22 protein-coding genes and 1 riboswitch are annotated in these 24,259 nt (G+C 47.8%); of the genes, 8 read left to right on the forward strand and 14 right to left on the reverse strand.

The window, feature by feature from the left end:
• Positions 1–12: 12 nt before the first annotated feature.
• The gene (locus ASG89_RS32530; RefSeq protein WP_057315480.1) at positions 13–1,050 is read right to left on the reverse strand and encodes a HoxN/HupN/NixA family nickel/cobalt transporter; all 1,038 of its coding nucleotides are present in this window, start codon (positions 1,048–1,050) and stop codon (positions 13–15) included.
• Positions 1,051–1,248: 198 nt separating this feature from the next.
• Between ASG89_RS32530 and ASG89_RS32535 the strand changes: the two genes are divergently transcribed.
• From ASG89_RS32535 to ASG89_RS32545, 3 genes are all read left to right on the forward strand, one after another.
• On the forward strand, positions 1,249–2,061 hold the full coding sequence (locus ASG89_RS32535; RefSeq protein WP_057315481.1) for a sensor histidine kinase: 813 nt from the start codon (positions 1,249–1,251) through the stop codon (positions 2,059–2,061).
• Complete coding sequence (locus tag ASG89_RS32540) at positions 2,061–2,732, forward strand: response regulator (protein WP_414813314.1); 672 nt, start codon at positions 2,061–2,063, stop codon at positions 2,730–2,732. Before ASG89_RS32535 ends, ASG89_RS32540 begins: the two co-directional genes overlap by 1 nt.
• Positions 2,733–2,926: 194 nt before the next feature.
• Complete coding sequence (locus tag ASG89_RS32545; protein ID WP_057315482.1) at positions 2,927–3,556, forward strand: YcnI family protein; 630 nt, start codon at positions 2,927–2,929, stop codon at positions 3,554–3,556.
• A gap of 422 nt (positions 3,557–3,978) precedes the next feature.
• Here ASG89_RS32545 and ASG89_RS32550 read toward each other — a convergent pair whose 3' ends face one another.
• The gene (locus tag ASG89_RS32550; RefSeq protein ID WP_057315483.1) at positions 3,979–4,458 is read right to left on the reverse strand and encodes a dihydrofolate reductase; all 480 of its coding nucleotides are present in this window, start codon (positions 4,456–4,458) and stop codon (positions 3,979–3,981) included.
• 33 nt (positions 4,459–4,491) lie between these two features.
• Positions 4,492–5,286, reverse strand: coding sequence for a thymidylate synthase (gene thyA, locus ASG89_RS32555; RefSeq protein WP_057315484.1), 795 nt, complete (start codon positions 5,284–5,286; stop codon positions 4,492–4,494).
• A 211-nt stretch (positions 5,287–5,497) separates the two neighbouring features.
• On the opposite strand from thyA, the gene ASG89_RS32560 reads away from it, so the two are divergent.
• Positions 5,498–6,055 carry a DJ-1/PfpI family protein gene (locus tag ASG89_RS32560; RefSeq protein ID WP_057315485.1) on the forward strand — a complete coding sequence of 186 codons (558 nt, stop codon included), beginning with the start codon at positions 5,498–5,500 and terminating at the stop codon, positions 6,053–6,055.
• 60 nt (positions 6,056–6,115) lie between these two features.
• Here the strand turns inward: ASG89_RS32560 and ASG89_RS32565 are convergent, their stop codons facing one another.
• Positions 6,116–6,958: a helix-turn-helix domain-containing protein gene (locus tag ASG89_RS32565; RefSeq protein WP_235550009.1), complete on the reverse strand. Its 843-nt coding sequence runs from the start codon at positions 6,956–6,958 to the stop codon at positions 6,116–6,118.
• 188 nt (positions 6,959–7,146) lie between these two features.
• Here ASG89_RS32565 and ASG89_RS32570 point away from each other — a divergent pair, with 188 nt between their 5' ends.
• The 3 genes from ASG89_RS32570 (at position 7,147) to queF (ending at position 9,753) form a co-directional block, all read left to right on the forward strand.
• Entirely contained in the window at positions 7,147–8,157 is a 1,011-nt protein-coding gene (locus tag ASG89_RS32570; protein WP_057315487.1) for a Gfo/Idh/MocA family protein, read from the forward strand.
• Positions 8,154–9,140 (forward strand): Gfo/Idh/MocA family protein, encoded by a 987-nt coding sequence (locus ASG89_RS32575; protein WP_057315488.1) that lies wholly within the window; start codon positions 8,154–8,156, stop codon positions 9,138–9,140. The genes ASG89_RS32570 and ASG89_RS32575 overlap by 4 nt, the downstream gene beginning before the upstream one ends.
• A 61-nt stretch (positions 9,141–9,201) precedes the next feature.
• Positions 9,202–9,245: riboswitch (PreQ1 riboswitch) on the forward strand.
• A 10-nt stretch (positions 9,246–9,255) separates the two neighbouring features.
• On the forward strand, positions 9,256–9,753 hold the full coding sequence (queF, locus tag ASG89_RS32580; protein ID WP_057315489.1) for a preQ(1) synthase: 498 nt from the start codon (positions 9,256–9,258) through the stop codon (positions 9,751–9,753).
• A gap of 56 nt (positions 9,754–9,809) precedes the next feature.
• On the opposite strand, the gene ASG89_RS32585 is transcribed toward queF, so the two are convergent.
• From ASG89_RS32585 to ASG89_RS32620, 8 genes are all read right to left on the reverse strand, one after another.
• A complete protein-coding gene (locus ASG89_RS32585) occupies positions 9,810–12,908 on the reverse strand; it encodes a cadherin-like beta sandwich domain-containing protein (protein ID WP_057315490.1) in 3,099 nt (1,032 codons plus the stop codon).
• Between the two features lie 301 nt (positions 12,909–13,209).
• On the reverse strand, positions 13,210–13,452 hold the full coding sequence (locus ASG89_RS32590) for a hypothetical protein (RefSeq protein WP_057315491.1): 243 nt from the start codon (positions 13,450–13,452) through the stop codon (positions 13,210–13,212).
• Between the two features lie 53 nt (positions 13,453–13,505).
• Positions 13,506–15,563 (reverse strand): molybdopterin-dependent oxidoreductase, encoded by a 2,058-nt coding sequence (locus tag ASG89_RS32595; RefSeq protein WP_235550010.1) that lies wholly within the window; start codon positions 15,561–15,563, stop codon positions 13,506–13,508.
• A gap of 215 nt (positions 15,564–15,778) precedes the next feature.
• Positions 15,779–16,663, reverse strand: coding sequence for an L-serine ammonia-lyase, iron-sulfur-dependent, subunit alpha (gene sdaAA / locus ASG89_RS32600; protein ID WP_057315492.1), 885 nt, complete (start codon positions 16,661–16,663; stop codon positions 15,779–15,781).
• The gene (gene sdaAB / locus ASG89_RS32605) at positions 16,660–17,340 is read right to left on the reverse strand and encodes an L-serine ammonia-lyase, iron-sulfur-dependent subunit beta (RefSeq protein ID WP_057315493.1); all 681 of its coding nucleotides are present in this window, start codon (positions 17,338–17,340) and stop codon (positions 16,660–16,662) included. Before sdaAB ends, sdaAA begins: the two co-directional genes overlap by 4 nt.
• Before the next feature lie 359 nt (positions 17,341–17,699).
• The gene (locus tag ASG89_RS32610; RefSeq protein ID WP_057315494.1) at positions 17,700–18,341 is read right to left on the reverse strand and encodes a ThuA domain-containing protein; all 642 of its coding nucleotides are present in this window, start codon (positions 18,339–18,341) and stop codon (positions 17,700–17,702) included.
• 37 nt (positions 18,342–18,378) lie between these two features.
• Positions 18,379–19,110, reverse strand: coding sequence for an SDR family NAD(P)-dependent oxidoreductase (locus tag ASG89_RS32615; RefSeq protein WP_057315495.1), 732 nt, complete (start codon positions 19,108–19,110; stop codon positions 18,379–18,381).
• 37 nt (positions 19,111–19,147) lie between these two features.
• A complete protein-coding gene (locus tag ASG89_RS32620; protein ID WP_057315496.1) occupies positions 19,148–20,134 on the reverse strand; it encodes a hypothetical protein in 987 nt (328 codons plus the stop codon).
• A gap of 143 nt (positions 20,135–20,277) precedes the next feature.
• Here ASG89_RS32620 and ASG89_RS32625 point away from each other — a divergent pair, with 143 nt between their 5' ends.
• On the forward strand, positions 20,278–21,126 hold the full coding sequence (locus ASG89_RS32625) for an AraC family transcriptional regulator (protein WP_057315497.1): 849 nt from the start codon (positions 20,278–20,280) through the stop codon (positions 21,124–21,126).
• Between the two features lie 128 nt (positions 21,127–21,254).
• Here ASG89_RS32625 and ASG89_RS32630 read toward each other — a convergent pair whose 3' ends face one another.
• Together ASG89_RS32630 and ASG89_RS32635 are read right to left on the reverse strand one after the other, a co-directional pair.
• Entirely contained in the window at positions 21,255–23,354 is a 2,100-nt protein-coding gene (locus ASG89_RS32630) for a heparinase II/III domain-containing protein (RefSeq protein WP_057315498.1), read from the reverse strand.
• 14 nt (positions 23,355–23,368) lie between these two features.
• Positions 23,369–24,259 carry a carbohydrate ABC transporter permease gene (locus ASG89_RS32635; RefSeq protein WP_082593751.1) on the reverse strand — a complete coding sequence of 297 codons (891 nt, stop codon included), beginning with the start codon at positions 24,257–24,259 and terminating at the stop codon, positions 23,369–23,371.

Below are 24,259 nucleotides of genomic sequence, written 5' to 3' on the forward strand. Positions count from 1 at the left end.
GCCCCATGTCTTTTATGGATTGTACTTTGAGCCCCAGCGCTCCTCAATCTTCATGCCTCTCCAAACGGCAATCGAAACGATCCACGCGATAACGAACATCCCAACCAGAATAAAACCTAACGTACCGAAATCAATTTCTTGCAACCACGTCCAGAACGTACCTTCCATACTGAATTCTTCGGAAAGCACCTGTCCAAGCTCGATCACACCAATAATTAACGCCGCTACAACCGCAAGTGCGGTAACGGTCAAATTGTAATAAAGCTTGCGCACCGGCGTATGGAAAGCCCATTTGTACGCCTTGGTCATGAACATACCATCTGCCGTATCGAATAGGCTCATCCCAGCCGCGAATAAGAGGGGCAGCGAGATGACACCGATGAACGGAATTGCATCTTTCGCCGCATGCGCGGATATGGCTAGTAAGGCGATTTCACTTGCCGTATCAAAGCCTAAACCGAATAGGAAGCCTAAGGGATACACATGCCAGCTTTTGGTAATGAACGAGAATAGCGGTTTAATGAGTCGCGTAATGAACCCACGAGATTCTAACAGCTCTTCAAACTCGTTGTTATCGTGCTTGCCGCTGCGAAACTTCAGGAACATTTTATAGAGACTAATAAGGATTAACAAATTGATGATACCAATGATGACGAGGAATAGTCCAGACACAGAAGCGCCGATCACACCGCCAAAACGCTGCATCCACGGTAGTTCACGAGCTGCCCATTGCACAGAGAATGCCGTTACAATCGCCATGACAAACACGACTGATGAGTGTCCTAATGAAAAATAAAAACCAACCCCAAGCGGATTCTTCTTCTGTTGCACGAGCTTGCGCACCGTATTGTCAATAGCCGCAATATGATCAACATCGAACGCATGACGCATCCCTAACGTATAAGCCAATAGTCCAATTCCCCAGAAAGCTGGGGATGTTTTGGCGACGGTGTATATACCGATCAGCCCTAATATGTGTAGGAGGAGGATAAAGCCAACGTATCCGGCCCAGCTTTTCCTCTCCTGCAGCAAAGATCTCCACATAGTCATTCAACCCACCTTTTCCATTCGTGTTACGATTTACTAACAATGTAGCACACACGTGCAGGCATTGAGAAGTAGTGCGTCCATTTTTTGTGAAGAAATCTAAATCAGAGATGATATAATAGAATCCGTTCTAATCATACAGCCATCTTATCTAAAGAAACATATTCCATCACTTATTTCAAAAAGGAGCTGATCCCCTGCATGACTATGCGTAAATACAAGCTTTTTACAGTGCTAGTCCCCGTCTGTATTATTGGCGGATTTGAGTATATTCGTCATGAGTTTTTACTGCGCTATTTGACGATGGAAGCCGGCAATTTCACGATTACAGTGATCACGTTGCTCCTATCGTATCTCTTCGCTTCCTGGATGTTTACCAGCATGGAACGCAGCAATGAGAAAATCCTGCTCAGTGAAGCCCGCAGAGCGGTCTTCGAAGAGCGAGAGCGTCTGGCTCGGGAGCTGCATGACGATTTGGCGCAGACCCTCTTCTTCTTGAACGTGAAGCTGCGTCAAGGCGACATCGAAGAAGCGAAAGCCGCTGTTTCCGAGATCGACAATTCACTTCGTCAGGCTATTTTCAATCTCCGAACGCCGCCAGAAGAAGGTACTTCCTTTGGGCAACGCATTCATACCTATTTAGACAACTGGCGCTTGGTCACAGGCATTGAACTTCAGGAGACCGTGAAGATCACCGAAAACAGCTTCTCGCCTAATGAAGAAATACTCCTCTTTGGCATTATGCAGGAGGCTTTCACGAATATTCGCAAGCATTCGATGGCAACCGATGCTAGCTTCCATTTGGAAGATGGCAACCATCACTGGCGAATGCACATCACGGATAATGGGTGCGGCCTGCAGCCTAATGCGAAGGCTAATGCTAAGAGCACGACTTACGGCATCGATCTTATGCACAAACGAGCTGCCGAGCTCGGGGCTACACTTGAGCTTCAGAGTGAGCAAGACGCTGGCACGGAATTGATCGTACAAGCTGAAAGAAAGGTGAACAGCTGATGATGGAACAGATGCCCTTTCGCGTTCTTATTGTTGATGATCATCCCTTAGCACGCAAAGCCATACAAAGCATGCTGGCGCCATGCGCTGATTTCTTCATCGTTGGAGAAGCTAGTACAGGCGAAGATGCCATTCGACTATGTGGAGAGCTCGCTCCCGACGTCGTTTTAATGGATATCCATATGTCACCAATGGACGGATTGCAGGCTACACGACACATTAAACAAACCTATGGCGGGATACGTATCGTTATGCTCACCGTTTCAGATGATGTTGCCGATCTCTTTACGGCTTTGCAATTCGGCGCGCAAGGGTATTTGCTCAAAAACATGGATCCCGATGAATGGCTCAGCTATCTGCGCGCCCTGCTTGACGATAATTCGGAGGTAGCGCGCGGGATGGCGGACAAGCTATTCGGACGCTTCCGTTCACCGGTTGGCGCGCACACGGAAGGCCCGAGTCCTCACATGTTGACGTCGCGTGAACAAGAAATCACCGCGTATGTCGCACAAGGAGATAATAATCGGGTCATTGCCGAAAAGCTGCTCATTTCCGAGCATACCGTGAAAAATCACATGAAAAATATTCTCGTGAAGCTATCCCTAGAGAATCGTGTGCAACTCACCGCTTTTGCGATTAAGCATGGTCTGACACGAAAAGGACAAAACTAGTTAAAATAAACGGCTACATCGTCCTCCTTGGACTTCTCACAGTGTTTATCCAAAAATATAACCGATTTATTAGGTGACACAAATAATTCTAATATTTCGAAAAAATAGCCCAGTCGAGTCATACTCATCTGCTTGTCTATCAGGTAAGATGGACAACATGGTAAGAGTTGATTTCGAAAGGGGAATATTATTCCATGTTTAAAAAGTTCATGTTAACCGCAAGCTCGATGATGATCGCATCCATGCTTCTCGTGGGGATCGCAAGCGCTCACGTCACTGTATATCCGAAAGAAGCTACGCAAGGCAGCTATGAAGTTTTCACTGTACGTGTACCTTCTGAGAAGGACAGTGCGACTGTGAAAGTCGAGGTCAAATTCCCTCTTGATTCGGTGGCTGTTTCACGGTTTGAACCGAAAGCAGGTTGGAAGTACGACATCGCCAAGGATGCTGCTGGCAAAATCACAGGCGTTACTTGGACAGCAACGGGTGATGGACTTGGAGCAACTGAATTCGGTGATTTCAGCATGCAAGGTAAAGTCGCTGATGCCGCTACGCAAATCATCTGGAAAGCTTACCAAACTTACAAGGACGGTTCTGTCGTGGAATGGGTTGGAGCGAATGGCTCAGACAAACCCGCTTCTGTCACAACCGTTAAAGCGAAGGCTGCCGCTGGTGCGACTACGGACAGTCACGGGAATGTAACGGCTGGTACAGCTGCTGCTGGGGATAGTTCGGAATCGAAAACATCGCTGTACTTGTCTATTGCTGCCGTGGTGCTTGGCGCGTTAGCATTGATCGTATCGTTAGTTAGAAAACGTAAATAGGAACGGTTTCATTGGTTTCAAAGGGCTGTTCACAAGGTGTTCCTTGTGGGCAGTCCTTTTTTTGGGCAACGCGACAGAGAAACAGAGACGTCCATCGAATGGTACATTCGATGGACGTCTCTATTTCGGCGCATGGATGCAGACGGCTCTGTCTTTGCGCGTGTGACACAGCACTTTATTAAATTTAGCTGTAAAAAGTACATCTAATCCAGCTCATTTTCAGTAATTATTCCGAATAGATGGAAAATATGGTGTTAATTCCGATTAAATCCACCTAAAGGGATGAATCCCCTGAAATTAGCTGCATTTTTTCCAGTTAATGGGCTCTATTCGAGAAAACCGTTGAAATTAACTGTACTTTTTCCATCTAACAGCTAATTCAACCCTTCGACCAATACCCCTGGGGACTTGGCCCCAGAAGCTCATCTCTCGTAGATCCGGAAATAGTACTCATACGGATTCTTCTCGTTACGCTCACCTTGTTCAGACGATACCAAGGTCCAATTGGACAAGTCGAGGTCCGACATAAAGGTATCCGCTTCGAACTCATCCTCGATGTATGTGATGTACATCCGAGTCACATGCGAAGCAAATAGTTTGAAAATCTCTGCTCCGCCGATAACAAACAATTCCTGCTCCTGGAATGCGTCGATCGCTTCGTCTACCGAGTGAATAACCTCGCAGCCTTCGGCCTGGTACGCAGTATTTTGCGTGAGAATGACGTTGCGTCTACCGGGAAGCGGCTTGCCGATGGACTCGTACGTTTTGCGTCCCATCAGGATGGGATGCCCCATCGTCACGTTTTTGAAAAACTTCAGATCGCCTGGCAGATGCCAAGGCAGCTTATTATTGACGCCAATGGCTCGGTTACGATCCATGGCAAAAATAAATGAAATACTCATACGACGAACACTCCTTTCGTTACAGCAACTTCCTTATATCGCAATCGGCGCCTTGATGCCTGGCAGCGGTGTGTAGTTAAGAAATTCAAAATCATCGAATTGGTAGTCGAAGATGGAAGCTGGCTTCCTTTTGATATGAAGCGTTGGCAGCTCTTGCGGCTCTCTCCCTAACTGTTTATTCACTTGTTCAACATGATTCTGATAAATGTGTACATCCCCGCCGTTCCAGATCAGATCCCCTACTTCCAGATTACACTGCTGAGCAATCATATGGGTTAACAGGGCATACGACGCCAGATTAAAAGGCAGACCCAAGAACGTGTCCACGGATCTCATTTGGAACATACAGGATAAACGACCGTTCGCTACATAAAATTGAAACGCATAGTGACACGGCGGCAACGCCATATGATCCACTTCCGCAGGGTTCCAAGCGCTGACCAAGTGTCTGCGTGAATCTGGATTGGTCTTGATTTGGTGAATCAGTTTCTCAATTTGATCGATAACTTGCCCGTTCGGAGCAAGCCATGTACGCCACTGAGCACCGTACACGCGGCCAAGATTTCCATTTTCATCAGCCCACTCATCCCAGATCGTAACACCGTTTTCGCGCAAATATTGGACATTAGTGCTGCCGCTTATGAACCACAGCAGTTCGTGAACAATCGATTTGATGTGCAGCTTCTTCGTTGTTAAAAGAGGGAAACCCTCGCTCAAGTTGATTCGCATCTGACGCCCAAAAACAGAAATCGTTCCTGTTCCCGTGCGATCTCCCTTTTCTACACCTTGATCTAAGACATCCTTAAGCAATTCTAAATATGCTTTCATAATTCAGTTATTCACCTCATACATTTGTATGCTTCTTTTATTATTGTTCTATTATAAACATTATCCTTTCCCTTGAACATCATTTGAACATCATTATTTAACATTCAATCTGCCAATTCGACAATTCCTCTCAATTTACACCCGTATACAAGAAAACCAGGTTTGTTCATAATTAAACATGAATTACCATCCATTTCCAAGGAGTGATCTCGTGTCCAAAAGGATCTTATTTCTAACTGGTGATGCTGTTGAAGTATTAGAAGTGTACTACCCCTACTACCGTGTGTTAGAGGAAGGCTATGACGCCGTTATAGCTTCACCTGCGAAGAAAGTTCTTCGAACAGTGGTTCACGATTTCGTAGAGGATTGGGAAACGTATACCGAGAAACCCGGACATCTACTTCCCTCTCACGTCGCTTTCGCCGATGTTGATCCTAGTAAGTATGATGGGCTCATCATTCCTGGCGGCAGAGCCCCAGAATACATTCGCTCGAATGAGGATGTTCCACGCATTCTTCGTCATTTCCTTGAAGCGGATAAGCCCATTGGTTCTATCTGCCATGGTGCGCTATTATTCGCTGCTTTGAAAGATAATTCTTTCTTCGAAGGGCGCACGATGACGGCGTATCATGCATGCCGCTTAGATGTAGAAGCGCTTGGTGCTACATATGCCAAAGATACCCTGCATGTCGATGGCAAGCTCGTCAGCGGTCATGCATGGCCGGATCTACCAGGCTTTATGCGGGAGTTTTTGAAATTGCTCTCCTAATTTCATATAAGACGTTAGAAGAACCGAAGCTGTCCATCGACAGACTCGGTTCTTTTTTACTTACAAGGAATCGTCCATTCCATGCATTTTACGCAAATATTGTTTCGGCGTACATCCGTTGAATCGCTTAAACAGCTCGTAAAAATGCGCCATATTTTCAATGCCCACAGACTCAGCAATTTCGTTTACACTGCGATTTTCGGTCACGAGCAGCCGTTCCGCCTTCGAGATCCGCTTTTGATTGACGTAATCCGTAAAGGACGATCCCATCTTCTTTTTAAAATATTTCGAAAAATAGGAGTAGCTCATGCCCGCAATTTGACTTGCGACGACCATATCTATTTTCTCAGTCAAATGGTCATCCACGTAGGTGATAAGTGCTCGAATCACGTCCACATCCGCATCCACATGCGCCTGCGAGGTCAACATCTCTCGTGTATCATGGCGAAGCAGCAGCAAGAGCAAGTGCTTAATATGCATGCTAACCGCAATTTCGTAGCCTTTCCTTTTGTCCCAAACCTCATCGTGTGTGTCCGAGATAATCTTGGCCATGCCATTTCTTACAGCTTCGTTTTCCTGAAATATATAATTGAGCGTTTCTAAAGGATGAAGGATCTCCAAGAAATGCCGATAGTACATCATCATAGCAGGGTCAAAATAAGGCTGAAAATCGATGTGCAGCACAATATAACTGAGATCCTTGTCACTAAGTTTGCGTCCTCTATGCAATTGAGAAGATCCAATGACCATCACGTCCCCTGCTTGAAGCACATAGGTATGATTCGGCGTCTGGATTTCGTGGATTCCCTGCTCGACCAAAATGAACTCAACTTCTTTATGATAATGCCAAATATCAGAGCTCGTCCGCTCTTCACCCGAAACCGTAAATCTCCACACTTTCATGCAGAGTGAAGGGTTTTGATAAGGGATCGGTTCTTTAAAAATATGCATGTAAACCCAGCACCTCACTTTCAATCAGCACGAATTTGGATATAAAAAGCATAAATGCCCGCATTTCGGATCATTGGCAATATGTATATCATATATCGTAGTTAGCCGATATGAAAGATGAAACTGAGGAGTGAAGCAGCATGAAAATAGCCATTGTTGGTTGCGGGGGAATGGGAAACGTACACGCCTCCGGGTATATGAACATCCCAGATGTGAAACTGGTCGGTGTCTGTGATGTGGATTTCAGTTTAGCGCAAGAATTATCCAAGCGCACGGGAGCCAAGGCATTTGCCTCCTTCGAAGCCATGCTCCGCGAGACGGATTTCGACGTGCTCAGCGTAACTGTACCCAGCTATTTACATAAAGAATTTACACTAAGAGCGGCAGAAGCTGGAAAGCATGTGATCTGTGAAAAACCACTTGCCTTAAATCTAGAAGATGCTGCAGAGATGATCCGCAGCTGTGAACAGCATGGTGTTCGGCTTTTTGTCGGACACGTTGTCCGTTTCTTCCCTGAATACGTTCAAATGAAGCAAGCGATTGATCAAGGGAAGCTAGGGCGCGTAGGTGTAGCTCATGCCAAACGCATTGGGTCTCACCCAGGAAATGCTAGACCTTGGTTCTTTGACGAAGATAAAAGCGGTGGCGTCATTGCCGATCTCATGATTCACGATATTGATTTCTTACGTTGGGCCATGGGAGAAGTCAAGTCTGTCTATGGCTTGAACCAACGTGTGAAAGACATTGATTACGCAGCGGTTACGCTACTCTTTGAAAGCGGTGCCGTGGCGAACCTTGAAGCGTTCTGGGGCTATCACGGACCTTTCCAAACAGCGGTGGAAATCGCCGGCAGCAAGGGCATTATTCGCAGCGACAGTATGAAGAGCTCCTCCTTGCATATTTGCAAGGCTCCTTCCGACACGGGGGGTCGACGTTTTGCAGAAGTGCCGCAAAGTCCAGGCTATGCGAGCCCTTATGCCTTGGAATTGGCGCATTTTATTGGGTGCATTCGTGAAGACTCAGAGCCGGTTGTCACAGCGCTCGATGCCTATAAAGCGTTAGAGATTACCTTAGCTGCGATGGAATCGGTACGAACAGGTCAATCGGTCCTGCTGCAACAGAGCTCAAAGATCGGAGAGGAGACACCATGAACCTATTAAAAATTGGCATGATCAGCTTTGCCCATGGCCACGCCCACTCCTATTTGAATGCGCTTAGCGCAATGGACACTGTCGAAATCGTCGGCATCTCCGATGAGCTTCACAGCCGCGTTGAGAAAGTCATCAACAAATTAGGACTCCCTTATTATGAAAAGTATCAGGATCTGCTAGCAACCGATGTGGACGCCGTTGTGATCTGCGCAGAAAATGCTCGCCATGCAGAAATAACCATCGCCGCAGCGAAAGCCGGCAAGCACGTGCTTTGTGAAAAGCCGCTCGGCATTTCGCTCACTGAAATGGAGGCTATGATAGCCGCATGCCGCGACAACGGTGTTCAGTTAATGACGGCGTTCCCCTGCCGCTACCTGGCATCCGTCATTAAAGCGAAAGAAGCGATTGATCGCGGCGAAATTGGCGAGATTTTGGCCATTAAAGGCACGAATCGCGGCTCGCTGCCTTCTGGCTGGTTCCTTCAACCCGAGCTGTCTGGAGGCGGGGCTTTATTAGACCATACGGTCCACGTCATGGACCTGATGAACTGGTTCACCCAGTCTGAGGTGAAAGAAGTCTATGCCTACGCGGCAACCCTATTTCACGAAGGGCTCGATGTTGATGATGCCGGGATGATTCATGTCAAATTCGCAAATGGGGCTTTTGGCGTATTGGATACCAGCTGGTCACGCAACCCCGCTTTCCCTACATGGGGAGATGTCACGATGACGATTATCGGTTCAAAAGGGACCCTCTCCATCGATGCTTTTGCTCAGAAGAATGATTTATACAGTCAAGAGAATGGGAAAGGTGTCTGGACCTTCTGGGGAGACTCCATGGATAATTACTTAGTTAAATCCTTTGTCGATGCCTTGTTGAATGGCACGCAAGTACCGATTACTGGGGAAGATGGCTTGCGTTCAACCATTGTCGCCTTGGCGGGATACAAATCTGTTGAGCTAGGGCAGCCCGTCACCTTGTAAGGAATTATTCCCATCGATCATAAAGATGCAATTTGCTGCTGAGTATGGTACATTTTTTTTTGGAAAAGAGGTTCGCAAACTCCCTCTCTAAAAAACTATGAAATGAGGATTTACCATGGCTGGCAGAAGCAATGAAGATTTGAAAGAGATTACGTTGTTAGGTAATCAAGGCACGAAATATATTTTCAATTATGATCCTACCCTCCTGGAAGCATTTGACAACAAACACCCAAATCGGGATTACTTCGTCAAATTCAACTTCCCTGAGTTTACAAGCCTATGTCCTGTAACGGGGCAGCCGGATTTCGCCACACTCTACATTTCGTATATTCCTGAGATCAAAATGGTAGAGAGCAAATCCCTGAAGCTTTACCTATTCAGCTTCCGCAATCACGGTGATTTCCACGAGGATTGTGTCAATATTATTATGAATGATCTCATCGAGTTGATGAACCCGCGTTATATCGAGGTATGGGGCAAATTCACACCCCGCGGCGGTATCTCCATTGACCCTTACTGCAACTGGGGCCAACCTGGTACGAAGTTCGAAGCAATGGCAGAGCATCGCTTGATGAACCATGATCTCTATCCGGAGAAGATCGATAATCGTTAAGAAGAAGAAAAGCTTGGTCAAGCCCAGTGTTGGGGTTGATCAAGCTTTTTTCAATCTTATTTATCCTTGTCTTTGTCCTTACCGCGGATGACCGTCAAGTGATAAATCTTCTTGGATGAATCTTCTGCGGTAACTACAATAGCAATCTCATTGGCACCAGGATGCAATTTAATTGTTGGGGAAGGAGCGCCGCTTACAACAGGTACTCCATCTACCGTCACAGTAGCCTTGCTGTCTGATGTGGTTGGGGTTATCTGGATTTTCGAATTCGATGTAGATACATTGGCTGTTTGGTTTGTTACATTAGGATCGAATACTAACGTTCCCGAATTTAATGTCAGACCACTTAATGTGCTGTCCGTTGAAAGCCATTCTTCCGTTGCGGTAACACCAGGTGCCTTATCGTAGTTAGTACCGAGATTGTTTAGCATATTTTTACTTACTCCAATATTCGCTCCTGCTTGGAGTTGAATCCCATTAGAGTTACCTGTAAGGATATTCCCTTCAATCTGTACATTCTGAGGGTCACCAGCACCGATAAAGTTCGCATTCTGATCTCCTCTATCATGCTCCAGCATAATGCCCCAGTAATTCGTCGCTGTATTATTTCGAATAATGTTATGAAGAATACGAGTTCCTGGTCCGTTCAAAATATTGATACCTACGGCATTCTCGACCGATGTTGTATTTTCAATAATATTGTTCTCAATCAAGGTATCGGGTGTGCCCATCGTGACAACAACGCCTTCACGTGAATTACGAATCACATTGTCGTGAATGTGGTTATTTGGGCCGGACTTACTATGATTCGATGGAGCTGTCCCCCCTGTATTCCCAAGGCCTACGCCGCCGCCAGTCAAAATATTCTCAATGGTGTTGCCGTACACGTCATTTAAGTATTCCAACTCACCATGAAGATCGATGGCGTCTAATTTGGTATTGATGTAATGATTGTTACGCAGAACGTTATTGTGAGCGACATTTTGAATAAGGGAACCGTGGCGTAAATAAGGTCCTTCAAACGTAGAGTCCTCAACCACATTCCAATACGTATCATTGTCGAAGCCTAGTCGATCTACCTTTGGCATCCCTTGGATAGAAGTTCCGTATCCCGCTCCGCCACCACCTAGATCTGTCGCATTGCGGAAGGTACTATGGCGAACGATCACATCATGGCTGTTTTCAATACGGATCGCCATACGTCTGAACCGTTCCACCGTAACATGATCAATCGTCACATTATAGGACGGAATTTCTCCATAGTTAGCTATTGCAATACTGCTATCTGGGCCACCGGCAGCTGGATTGTTCGTCGCGTGCTCCAGTGAGAATGCGCGATTCCACGTTGAAGTGATCGTCATATTTGAAACCAGAATGTCGTGTTGACTAGAAGACTTCACTACAGAACTATTTTTAATATCATCAATACTCGACTTCAGAATCGTACCCGCTTCACTTTCTCCCCGTAAATTCACGCCAGACTTCAGCTTCAAATTCACGAATCCATCAGGTGAAGTGATTAAGTTATATGTACCGTTCGGCAGGTAAACTTCGTCCCCTGGGGAAGCGGCATTAATCGCATTTTGAATCGCAACGCGGTCATCATTCCCATTATCTGCAAGATCCACGCCATAATTAGTTACATTAATACTGGCTCCAGTGACAGGGTTTGGTGTATGCAGCGCATGTACAGAACCATCCGGATTCGTTAATCCTGGTTTGGTGAAAGGAACCGTCCCTGGAGGGGCTGTAGGTGTAATATTAGGTACGATCGCAACTGGCGTATCGCCTGTAATATAGGGAGCATAGATCATGACGTCCGTTAAGCTGGTAAACGTGCTGCCATCTGAATTCCCGTGTCCTATGATTCTTACGAAACGAGCGTCCGTATCTGGAATATCAAAAGCTTGCATATTCGCTGTGGTCGCACGACTGTTTCCACTGAATACATTTGCCCATGTGATTGCATCGTTCGAAGTCTCGATATCAAGTCGCGTTGAACGTAGATCTCCTTTATAAAAAGCGATACCTACATAACCAATTCGTTGTGTTTGGCCTAAATCAAACATGATATATTGTCCATCGCCTGAGGCTGACCAGCGACTGAACAAGTTATTATCTAGGGTGTTGCTCTCTACATTCCCATCACTGCTGCTGGCATTCACTTCGACAATCGGAATCGGCGCAACGGGTGCTGACAAGGTTGTTGTGTTGTAAGTCAATGGCTCTGTGGAGTAGTTTCCAGCCACGTCTTCTGCATAGACTGCATAAGTTACACTCGTATTCGGTGCCAAACCTTGAGCCGTATATGTGTTACTGCCCGCGATCGTCGCTGTAAGAGCGCCATTTTGGTAGAGCTTATAGTTGCCTACGGAACTATCATCGGTTGCTGTCGGCCAAACCAGCTGCACAAAGTCTGTTCCTACATTCATTGACTTTAAGGCAGCGCCTGCAGGCCATTGTGGCGGCGTAGTGTCGCTTTGCACAATGCGCTTAACAAGAAGCTGCGTTTCTGGATTAGAAACGGAGGTATTATCTTTGGAATAAATGTTCACAGATTTCCCTGTTGATAGCGCATCTGCGACCACAAAGGAAACACTGCCGTCAGCCAAATGTTGTCTCACATAAGTAGACACATCAATATCATGATAGATCGGCTTAGCGCCATTTAAGGTAGTGATCGTAAATTGACCTACCTGCTCCATTTGCTGAAGATCTTTTTGAAGGCCAGAGGCATTGTTCCATGTAAACGTATTTTCCTGCCATGAATTGTCGCTTAATCCGAAAACCTGCAAATCTGCTGACGTCAGATTGGTTCCTAGTTTAGCTGAGACTTGTAAAATAAATTTGTAACTCGGATCTGAGGCTGTAGTCACATCAAATTTAAAGTACATGTGTTTCTTCTGTGTACTTGTTGATGAAGTACTAAAAAGTCCGTCGGTTGAACCGTTCCTTCTGTCATAGTTCGTATCCGCGAGCGTTGGTATAGCTGTATCCCCGCTCTTCCACGCTATCGCTGCATCCATCGCCGGGGGAAGTTTCACAACCTCAACCTCAAGCTCCTCGGCCATTCCTGCTACAGGAAGGAGCAGAGAAAACAACATTGTAAACATGAGCACCATCGCTAGCTTTTTTCTTCTGAAATGAAATTTCATTGTAGCAAAACTCCCTACCCATAGAATTTTGTAAGCGTATACAAATTATCATACATGCTATTCTTTGGATTGAATTGTCATTTATTTAGGTCGAGGAGTGGATAAATTAGGATTTCTTGTAAAATTGCTGGCTTGCCCCGTTGTATTTGCACTGAAATTACCCAGCTAATCGGCTAAGTATAATTCCATTCACAAGATTGGCTGAATTGAAAAAGCGATAACTATGGACGAAAAAACTTAACAGAGCCAACAAAAAAACCGATCCCAAAGGATCGGTTACATAACTCTTTTTCCCCACCACTTAGTACAATGGCTGCGGAAACACTGGCGGATACGGCTGTGGGCATTGCGGATATGGCAAAATATCTCTCACTTGATTGAATGTATAATGCTTGGTAGCGAATTGCGTATGGTATAAATATTCAATGACGTAGATCGAGCCGCCTTGTACACTGCACAGAATGCCAGATACCCCGGTACCATCCATTAGGGAAATACCAACAGGCCTTCCGATTAAGGCGTACGCCTTTTGCTGAATGGGCATAAATCATCATCTCCTGATGTACCCTATGCAGCCAAACGCCCAATGGTTCAAACTCAGGTCAACTTTTCCACGCCTACCCGTCCGGAGAAAAAGGTGGCCCCACCGCCCATATCGGCCACGCGATCTGGCGTCAGGACATTCACACGCGTTTTACTTCCTGGCGTATCAGCCCATAGCCCTTGACTGACAACGACCCCGCGCCCCACATCGCGACTAGCCATCACGACCAGCTCGCACTCGCCGCGCTCGTTCCACACCCGTGCGAGATCGCCGCTGGCCAAGCCTAAATCTGATGCGTCGTCTTCATGCATATGCAGCTTCGGCATTTTCTCGATGCGAACATGCTTCTCGTTATGCGCAAAGGTTGAATTCAAGAAGTTATGATTCGGCGCCGGAATGAACATAAATGGCAAACCACTGGCTTCGGCAAGCGGCACATAAGTCGGTAGCGCCGGATAACCTTTGCTCGCCATTTCGGCAGAGTACAGTTCGATTTTGCCGCTAGGCGTCCGCAGTTTCCCGGGAAATAAGGGCTTGGTCGCTGCCTTCAAGAAACCGGTATCTAACAACGTGTCGAACGAAATGTCATCCAAAGCTGGATTGCCAGGATGGTTCAAAGCCTGACGCACCATATCCTCATCACTGTCCCTTAGCGCCTCGTCCTCATAGCCCATCATCGAAGCAAGCAGTCGGAACACGTCCACATTCGCTTTGCTCTCGCCGTAAGGCGCAATCACCGGCAGCTGAAGATGCACATAGTGATGCCAATAGGAGCGATAGAAGTCCGTATTTTCAAAAGAGGACGTCGCTGGCAGCACAATATCCGCATACTTCGCTGTTTCCGTAAGGAACAGATCATGAACGACGGTGAATAGATCCTCCCGCTCCAGCCCTTCTTTCACTTTATTCGCATGGGGAGCGACCAACGCTGGGTTGGAATTATATACATATAGTGCATGGATAGGCGGATCTAGCTCAAGTAAGGCGCTGCCCAGCAGGTTCATATTGATGAGTCGTGCATCCTTCGCTCGCAAATCCGGTCGTTGCAAGGCCGGCAAATTATGCTCCAAGTAAGCGCCATTTCCTTTAATGGCACCGCCGCCTGGATGCAGCCATTGTCCTGTTAACGCGGGTAAACAAGCGATTGTCCGCACGCACATACCGCCGTTATCGTGATGCTGAATCCCGTTACCTATGCGAATAAAAGCTGGCGAAGTCTGGCCATATAAGCGAGCAAGGCGATAGATGTCTGCCACAGGCACACCTGTAATCGCGGATACGCTGGCAGGATCGTATTGCTTCACATGCTCTCTAAGCTCCTCGTACCCAATGGCGTACTGGTGTAAGAATGCCTCATCTGTCATCCCCTCTGCGAACAGGATATGCATCATACCAAGTGCTAGAGCCGCGTCCGTCCCTGGCAAAATAGGAATGAACCAGTCCGCCCAGCGGCCTGTTTGGTTCTTATGCGCATCAATGACGATGATTTGTGCGCCGTTCTTACGTGCTTTCTCAGCCAGCATCACCTGATGCATATTCGTGCTGACGGCGTTGATGCCCCACATGATGATCAGCTTCGCGTTCACCGTATCCTCGGGATCAGTCCCATAGCTGCCGCCCATCGTATATTTATATCCTTCCGTGCCAGCCGATTCGCAAATCGAATACATGAGACGGCTCGCTCCCATTCGGTGGAAGAAACGGCGATCCATACCTTCCGTTCCGATTCGTCCCATATTGCCATAGAAGCTATACGGCAATATGGATTCTGGGCCTTCCGAGGCAATCAGTTCCTTCCATCGACTCGTGATGGTGTCCAATGCCTCATCCCAAGTAATCCGCTCGAACGAGGCCTCTTCCCCCTTGGGGCCGACACGTTTCATGGGATACTGTAGTCTTTTATCATCATAAAGACGTGCCGTCATGTTGCGAACTTTGTTGCAAATAGCTCCCTGTGTCACGGGGTGATCAGGGTCTCCTTCTATTTTAACAATCTTCCCATCTTCTTTATGAAGCAGCAAACCACACTGATCTGGACAGTCCAGAGGACAGACGGCTGGAAAGATACCTTGTTGTTCTTCAGTCATAGTGGCAGTCATTGTTGTGCGCATGATCTTCTTCCTAGCTCCCTTCCACATACATCATTTCTTTACTATATACCGAAAAGGAATGGAAGTGAAACCGCTGCTGAGCACAACTGTTGTGCTTGGGCCGCGTTTAGATGAACGTTTTATCGTCAAATAGAAAGCTATAAAAGTTTTCTATTGTGGTAACAAAACCGCCCCCTCATGGTAATTCCATGAGGGGGCGGTTATTTGCACAGCTGCTATTGCTTCTTATTAAGGTTTAATTCCTTCATAATCTTCCGCCCAGTCGGAGTCTGTGCTAAACCGCCTTTGGCCGTTTCCCGATGCTTCTCCGGCATGGCCGTGCCCACCTCGTACATCACTTGGACGACCTCATCGGAAGGGATCACAGATCTGACTCCAGCCAATGCCATATCAGCTGCCGCCATCGCGTTAACTGCACCGAAGCCGTTGCGAACGATACAGGGGATTTCCACCAATCCGCCGACAGGATCGCAGATCAGTCCGAGTGTATTCTTGAGTGCAAGACCTACCGCGTGCATCGCTTGTTCAGGCGTGCCTCCGCGCAGCTCAACGAGTGCGCCAGCTGCCATCCCGATCGCAGAGCCGACTTCGGCCTGACATCCGCCTTCCGCACCAGAAACGAATGAATTGTTGGCGATCACATACCCTATCGCACCTGCACATAGCAGCCCTTTCACCAGATGATCATCTTCCCAGCCAAAACGCTGCTGAGAACTAATAAATACCCCTGGAATGATCCCGCACGAGCCCGCAGTAGGCGTCGCAATAATGCGTCCCATGGATGCGTTAACCTCCGAAACTGCTAGGGCATAAGCCATCGCCTTACAAGCCTCTTCTCCGAGCGATGCCTTTGTCGTTGTGAGATAGGAGGCGACACGCTGCGCATCTTTCCCCGTTAACCCGCTTCGCGATGTCGTGTCCTCAGTCAGGCCTTTGGACACAGCCTCTTTCATGATTTGATAGTACGCTCGCATCTTCTCAAAAACATACTCGGGCGATTTTCCTGACTCATGACTTTGATCAGCAAGCATCACGTCCGCAATCGTCAAGCCTTCCGCCGCACATAGGTCAGCAAGTTGCTTTAATGTCCGGAATCTCATGACTCGCCCCTTTCTGCAAGATCCACTTTTCTAACATCAGTGATCATGTTTAACCGCAGAATTTGTTCAACTAAAGGTGCTGGAATCGACGCATCCGTCTCAATGACCGTCATCGCTTCGCGGTTACGCCCTTTCCGATCCAAATCCATAAATCCAATATTGATTAAATTGCTGCCTAACAGCGTCGTAATATCCGCAATCATTCCAGGGCGATCATGATGCGAGATGACTAGGGTGGGGTAATTCGCCGTGAATTTCACGTCAAATTGGTCAACATTAATAATTTCTACGTTACCGCCACCGATCGAAGCCCCTCTCATGCTAATTTTCCGCGATTCTGAGGTAAGTACAATACCCACCGTGTTCGGGTGATCGGCCTTATCTTTACTGAGTTGAAAAGCTATAGCTACGCCAAGCGCTTCCGCTTCTTCAGCTGCTTGAGGAATACGTGGATCATCCGTCTCAAAATCCAAAATCCCGCCGATCAGTGCGAGATCCGTGCCATGCCCTCGATACGTATCTGCGAAGGACCCGTATAGCGTAATCTCCGCTTTCAGCGGAAGTTCGCCAAAGAGCTGCCTAGCAACGCGGCCTAATCGAATCGCCCCCGCAGTATGTGAGGAGGAGGGGCCAATCATCGAGGGACCAATGATGGAAAACACATCTTTAAAACGCATCACACAGCGCTCCAATCCTAAGGTCTTACTTACTATCTTCTCCTATTGTATGAAAGGGGACATATAAAAGACAAGTCTTTAAATTGACTATTTACAAAGGGAAAATTGCCTCTGCATCTGCAAACGCTAGTTATCTTCGGATGAATGGAACATTCCAGAGAGGGTGCTTTAAAAGCCATGTAAGTGGCGATAGATCTTGCAATTTTGAACAGGAGCTTAGAACCCTTCTGGATGAAATGCGTGCAATTGTGCAAAGGATGCCTACAACAAAGGATCTCTCCAGCAATAAAAGAAATCTCCCCTTGGTAAAATGGAGGTAACACCCAACCATTCTATAAAGGAGAGATTTCTTTGTCATCTTAGGTTACTGGCAAGCCTGCTGCCCACAAGCCCGCAGAACGGATCCACTTCCCATAGCTTTCAGATTGAAAGGACAGCGGATGATGGCCAGGCATCAGGTAAACGACCCTGCCCAACCCATATGTGCGCGTCCAAGCTGCTGGCCATTCTTGGCCTTCATGTGTGTACGTCAGAAGGAGCTCGATCGGCGCGAACGGGTCTAGTTCGAATCGGTAAGGCTCTTCGTCCATCACGAACGGCTCGAGTCCGTTCGTCAACGGATGATCACTCTCCAACTTCGTGAAGGGGAGTGTCGTGTAAGCCGGATGCCCTGTGAATCGAGCCCCGATCAACTGGCTAAGCTCCGGGCTGCCCTGGATGGAGATGCCATTATGAATGACCAGCAGGCCACCCCCGCCAGCCACATATTGGAGGAGGCCGGCTGTTTCTTCAACCTCGGGTACTCTCCCCCAAATATCCAAGTAGGAAACGACTAACGGATAGGACTGGAGGACGTTCAATTTCAAGTGAGTGGTCCCTTCTACCGCTGTCACTTGAAAAGCCTCCCCAAGGTTGTCGATAATAAGCTCCTGCACCGCTCGCAGCGTATGGTGAGGCGCATCGTCGTTATTGCCAAGAAGCAAGGTAGGTATACTTGCCATACGAATCCATCTCCTTTTCACTTCAAGTCGCCATGTCTTACCACGGCCATTGTCCGCCTTGGTAGTCGGTCAGTGCCAACGCCTGATCCGGCCAATCGGGTTCGAGCCGCCGCTCGAGGAGGCCAAGAATGTGCTGAGCGGATTGCTCTGGCGACAGCTTGGCGGTCGCATCAAGCTCGCCCTTCATGTAGGACTGCACATGCCCGGGATGCACCACCAGCACTTTGCCGCCTTGCGGCGAAATCTGGTTATGAACGAGCTGGGATTGCATGTTGAGCGCAGATTTGGACATGCAGTAGGCATACCAAGCTGTTCGCTTACAAGCCCCGACGCTGCCTGCTTCGGACGAGATGTTCACAATGATTTTGTCGGTGCTTTTTAAAATAAGATCCATCAGGCCATTCGTCATCCGCAATGCGCCTAGCGTGTTCACGCGGAACACCTGCTCGATGTCCTCGAAATCCAACTCATCCTGAATCGTGGAGGTAATGTTACCCAGGATGGCGCCATTATTAATGAGCAGATCTAGCTGCTCCGTTTCAGCAGTCACCCTAAGTAGGGCTTCCGCTACGCTCTTCGCATCGCTAATGTCGAGTCGAATAGAACGCACCCTCTTACCATATGCTGCTTCCAACTCTTGCAATGCCTGACATTCCTCCGCATACTGCCCTGCCCATACATCATAACCTCGCGCTAACAGTCCTTTGACCAAGGCGAGGCCTAACCCCCGGTCCGTTCCGGTGACCAGAGCCCAACGATTGTTCTTCATAGACGCAGCTCCTTATATTTAATTTTGCGAACCAGTATTAGATAAATGGACGTCGGTCTAAAATCTTCTGCAGAACAATGTTCGCATTGACCTGTTCAGGCATCACGGACTGGACAAGTGCTAGCGCGCAGACCGTTCCGCATAACGAATGCATATCTTCGATTAGGGCATCTTCTGGCCCTTCAGCAAGTGCTGTAATACTGCTTAGAAGATGGCTGCCGATCGCTTTGATCATGGCATCCAGTTCGTTTGCCCTATGTTGGGTTTGCTCAGCAGCACTTATCAGGGTGTACAAGACATCCAGCTCCACAAAGCCTAAAGCGTCTGCCTTCAGCGGAATCTGTCCGTCATCGTGCATAGCCAAGCACGTATCAATCCACTGATTCGGGTATCGCATAGGACGCTTGCGGTAGTTCAGGTTAAACAAATAATGAAAAGAGCTGGCTAAATGATGAAATAGCGGAGCGCCATTATGAATGGATCCCTTCCGCCAAAGACCGGTTTCCGGGTCTGCCTCCTGATCGAGCCATGCAAAGTACCACTGCTCCCACTCCTCATCAACCTCACCGGCAAGCACCATCGCAGCATAAATGCCTGCACCTTTATGAGATTCTCTCCAGGGTTGTTGTGCCCAGTCGAGGCTTTCCATCCAGTCTTGGATACCTTCGCGGCTTAGGACACTATGCAGGCCACTTAAAGGATGGCAGGGTTTGCTTTCTAGCAGCTCCAAAGCTGCTACAGCGTACGCCGTCCTGTGGACGGGGTGATGGCTATCTGCGATAAAAAGCCCGTCATCAGGCTGTTGTAAGCCTTGCAGAGTCTTAACTAAGCCTTCATGCTCACGACTGCCTGATTGTGGCAACTCACCAATCGTGTATAGCAAAATGACGGCATCTGCAGTTCCATACAAATCTGCTTCGAGAGATTCTGAGATCTTTTGACTACTGTATCCTCCCAAAGAGCTTGTTCGGTGAGCATCAATAGAACGACGTACTTTTTTTAGGAATGGTTCGATATTCGTCACGTTGATTTGCCTCACTTTGCAATGAATTTGATATGAATTGAGTTCATTCTAGTCCATATCGGAAGTCACTGCTATAATAAAATGGAAGTACTATATAGCATAAAGACATATTTTCTCTCAATACTTGTAGGGGGCAGCAGTCGATGGTTAACCATAAAATTGCACAATACTCAATTGAAGCCCAACAAGATATCCAATTCTACTACACGGGCACGGAACAATGCGTCGCTGGTCAGTCTTGGGGACCTGCGATTAAGCAGAACTACAAAATCTTTTACATTCACAGCGGCAAGGGGATTTATCGTGTCGGCGATGAAACGTATCACTTATCTCAGGGACATGTTTTTCTGATATCTCCCTATGTCGTTTCTTTATTTCAGGCAGACGAGGAGGAGCCATGGAACTTTTCGTGGGTCGCTTTCGGTGGTGGCATCGTCGAAGACTATTTGCGGCAAGCTGGCTTTACACCCGACAATCCCGTCATTTCGTGCGATCGGGAGCTGGAAATCAGGCAGTGCTTCAATAAACTATTTGACGCGAACCAGCAGTATTACAGCAAACCGTTGCAGTTGACTTCGGCATTGTATGCCTTTCTAGCCTTGTTGCTGGAGTCCTCTCAACAAGAGCCCCCATTCTTACAGCAGAAGACCATGAAAGACTTGTACGTGGCACAGGCGATCTCTTTTATGAAAAACAACTATGCCCGAACGATCACGATCAAGGAAATGGCGCAAACGCTGGGGCTCAGCCGTAAATACATCACGAGCCTTTTCAAAGCAGCCATCGGCACACCGCCTCAGCACTACTTAAGCGAGATCCGTCTGAGCAAAGCGTGTGAGCTGCTGACGAGCACTTCACTTTCGATAAAGGAGATCGCATACTCTGTGGGGTATACAGATCAGCTGCATCTTAGTCGGATGTTCAAGAAGTTGTATGGCATCTCACCCAGCCAATATCGGGATGGCATCCAAAAGCCAACAAGCCATAAATGAAAAAATCAGTTAACATCCGATTTTGCAGACGTTAACTGATTTTGCAAGTACGTCAACACGAGATCTCAGTGCTAGGACGTAGTTGGTCGGGTTTGTAGGTTTTGGAGGGGATGCGTATCATAATGAGATCATCTCAGCTTCTCAATATACACTCCTTCGTCAAGTAGCTTAATTGCATAAGTTGTCTGTGATTCCGCATGATTCCACGATATTTGAAGGATATCCTTAGTCAGTTCTACCACTTCCAGTCGACCCTGAAGCCTCTCTCCCTTGCTGGCATCATAATGCAGCGCTTGCACAAATATCACATGCTTCTCCACAGAAGCCGTTGTTATGAAGGATGTTCGCTGCCCACTCGGTGGGTTGTCAGGCGTCAATGCGGTATAAATCTTAGTTGGCAGTGAGCACCAGACGTGCTGCTCTAACCTACCTTCATTCATCTGATAATCGAATGCCGTAACATCCTGCTCCAGCTTCTTTTTCTCCTTGAACCATTGCTGATCTAATCGGCTTAGTTGATCTTCCGACGCGACCCATTGGCTATCTTCGTTATTGCTCAGCAGCTTTCCGCTAAAATGATTTGTCCAATGAATCACGCGTGGGACGGCGACCGTGACTTCCACGATATCTAAGAGATGATCCTCACCTAAGAGGTTTATTCTCCGAATTTGAGCCCCTCGATACACATCGCTGTCCCAAGGATTGAGTTCAGCAGGCAGGATGATGCGATCTTTCATCATATAATCCTCACCAAGCCAGTCTACGGCTGTTTCCAGCCATACACCCCATAGCTCTTCGTGCATTTGAATGCATTGCCCATCGCGTGGCGGCTGATCCGCCCCGTCGATACTCACCGTGTTATGCGCATACGTATGCTTAAACCATCCATAATGAGCAGGAACGCCGTAAGCCGTCGTGCCGGGGTCAATAAGCAGTGGGACGTTGCTGTGCATAACGGACAGCCCTAGACGATCCATGTGATCGTGTTCGCCACCGAACCGGCTGTGCTTCACGATCACATGCCAACCAGCTTTATTCACTAGCTTGGTTAGCCCGCTTCCAGGCATCATGCGCGTGCGCTGCACTTCCTCTCCAAGCGAATCCACCTCTGCGATCGGCATGCTTACATCTTGCCCATACATCAACGCATAGACGGAATCGCGCTTGGAACGCTGCACATCTATCAACCTAGGATCCGCCTCAGCGATGCCGTATGCCGTCTGTAACAATGAGGCATACCTCGCTTCGCCATAGATGGCAAAGGCAATTTCATAATAGGGCGCATAGGTACCGATTTGGTGCCCCAGCCCTGCATCATTGAGCGTCGGCATCATGCCGTTTGGCAAAACCACTTGCAGCGGGAAGTCGAACATCGCTTTCAACGCAGGCAAGCGCCAGATGTCGTATGAGGTGCCTTCTGCGATCAAGGCATAGTGCAGCAAGGATTGAAAGGCGTAGAAATGATACTGCACATTCCCTTCATACCATAAGCCGTCTTCGAAGATCCCGCGCTCAAGTTGATCATGCAAGCCATACTCACCCAGTAAGCCTGCGTCCAAGATTGACCGGTCATTCAGCAAAAGCCCAAGCGAAGCAATTGCCGATGTAATCAAAACCGAATGATTATGAATTTGTTGCTCTTTGTGCGCAATGAGAAAATGAGCGCAGGGCTCAAGCAGCCCTGTCCGAATATGAGCAACCTCATCAGGTGTCAAGTGCGCCTTGATCACATCAAAGCCAAGCGCAAGATCCATGATCCAATGCGACTCATCTAACGTCTGCGCGAATAATTTGCCTGGCCCATTGTAGGGAATATCGCCATGAATGGCATAGCTATTATAGTGATCCGCGTAAGCCATAAGATAAGATTTGACGAACTGCAAGCGTGCAGCGTCAGGCTCAACCGCATAGAACAGCGCGATATGATACACCGCACGTCCGATCGCATTATGGGCTAACGATGTCCAAGCCCCATCCAGCACGACCCCTTCACACCGCTTGCCGCAAGTCGAACAACGATGCAGAAAAGGCTCGTGCCACTGGAAAGTGAGCCGAGTCCCGTCTTCATTGCAATAGTAATAGTGCGTCCATTCGCCCTGCTCATGAGCGCGGATGGCGAAGGTAATCTTCGCCGCTTCGTCCGCATCCTGTCTGAGCTGCGCCATTGCTTCTTGGAAATCCGTGCTGCCTGCATTTTGCTGTAATCTCTCTACACGTCTACTGTCCATGGTCTGAAGTCCTCCTAGCCTTTCAATGAACCCGCCGTCATTTGCATGAACTGACGATTTGCAATCATATAGACAATTAACAGCGGCAGAATCGATAGACAAGCTCCAGCCATCATATAATGCGTTTGTACCGCAGCTGATGCCCCATACCGCAAGTAAGATAGGCCAACCGTCAACGTTTGCAGCTTCGGATTCGTCATCGTAAACACTAACGGCCGCAAGTATTCATTCCACGCTCCGCAAAAGGTAAACAGTGCACCTACGCCAAGCCCTGGGCGCATAAGCGGCAAAATAATTCGCCAGAAAATGCCGCCGCTTCCGCAGCCATCGATCCGCGCCGCCTCATCTAATTCCCGGGAAATACCCTTCAGGAAGCTAAGTAAAATAAAGAAAATATACGCGTGACCACTGACGAGAATGAGGACAACGCCCCATAAACTCGTATTCAGGTGCAGCTTGACCATCAGCTCGAACTGCGGTCTAATCACGACTGCACCAATGGAGATAAACATCGTTGACGCTTGAATTCCTACATAGATCCCCATGCCTGGGAATTTTATGCGATCAACCACATAAGCTGCCATAGAGGCTACGGTCAGTACGCCGATCGTTGTTGCTCCACTCAGGAACAAGCTATTCCAAGTAAATCTCGCAAAGTTGGCTTGAACCCAGGCCTCTTTATAATTTTCAAAATGCCAGGAAGATGGAAATATCTTGCCCCCCTTGGTAATCTCCATATTGGACATAAAGGAGCCTAAAAAAGTCACAACGACTGGGAAAACGATGAGCAAAGCGGTTATCAGTAAAAATAACCAAAGCAGCGCTCTTCCCCCCCATCTCCCCGCTGAAAACGAATGCGTTTGTTTCTTTATATGAACAGCAGATACCGCTTCTGTCACTTTCAT

The sequence above is a fragment of the Paenibacillus sp. Soil766 genome (genome assembly GCF_001428105.1).
GTDB lineage: Bacteria > Bacillota > Bacilli > Paenibacillales > NBRC-103111 > Paenibacillus_E.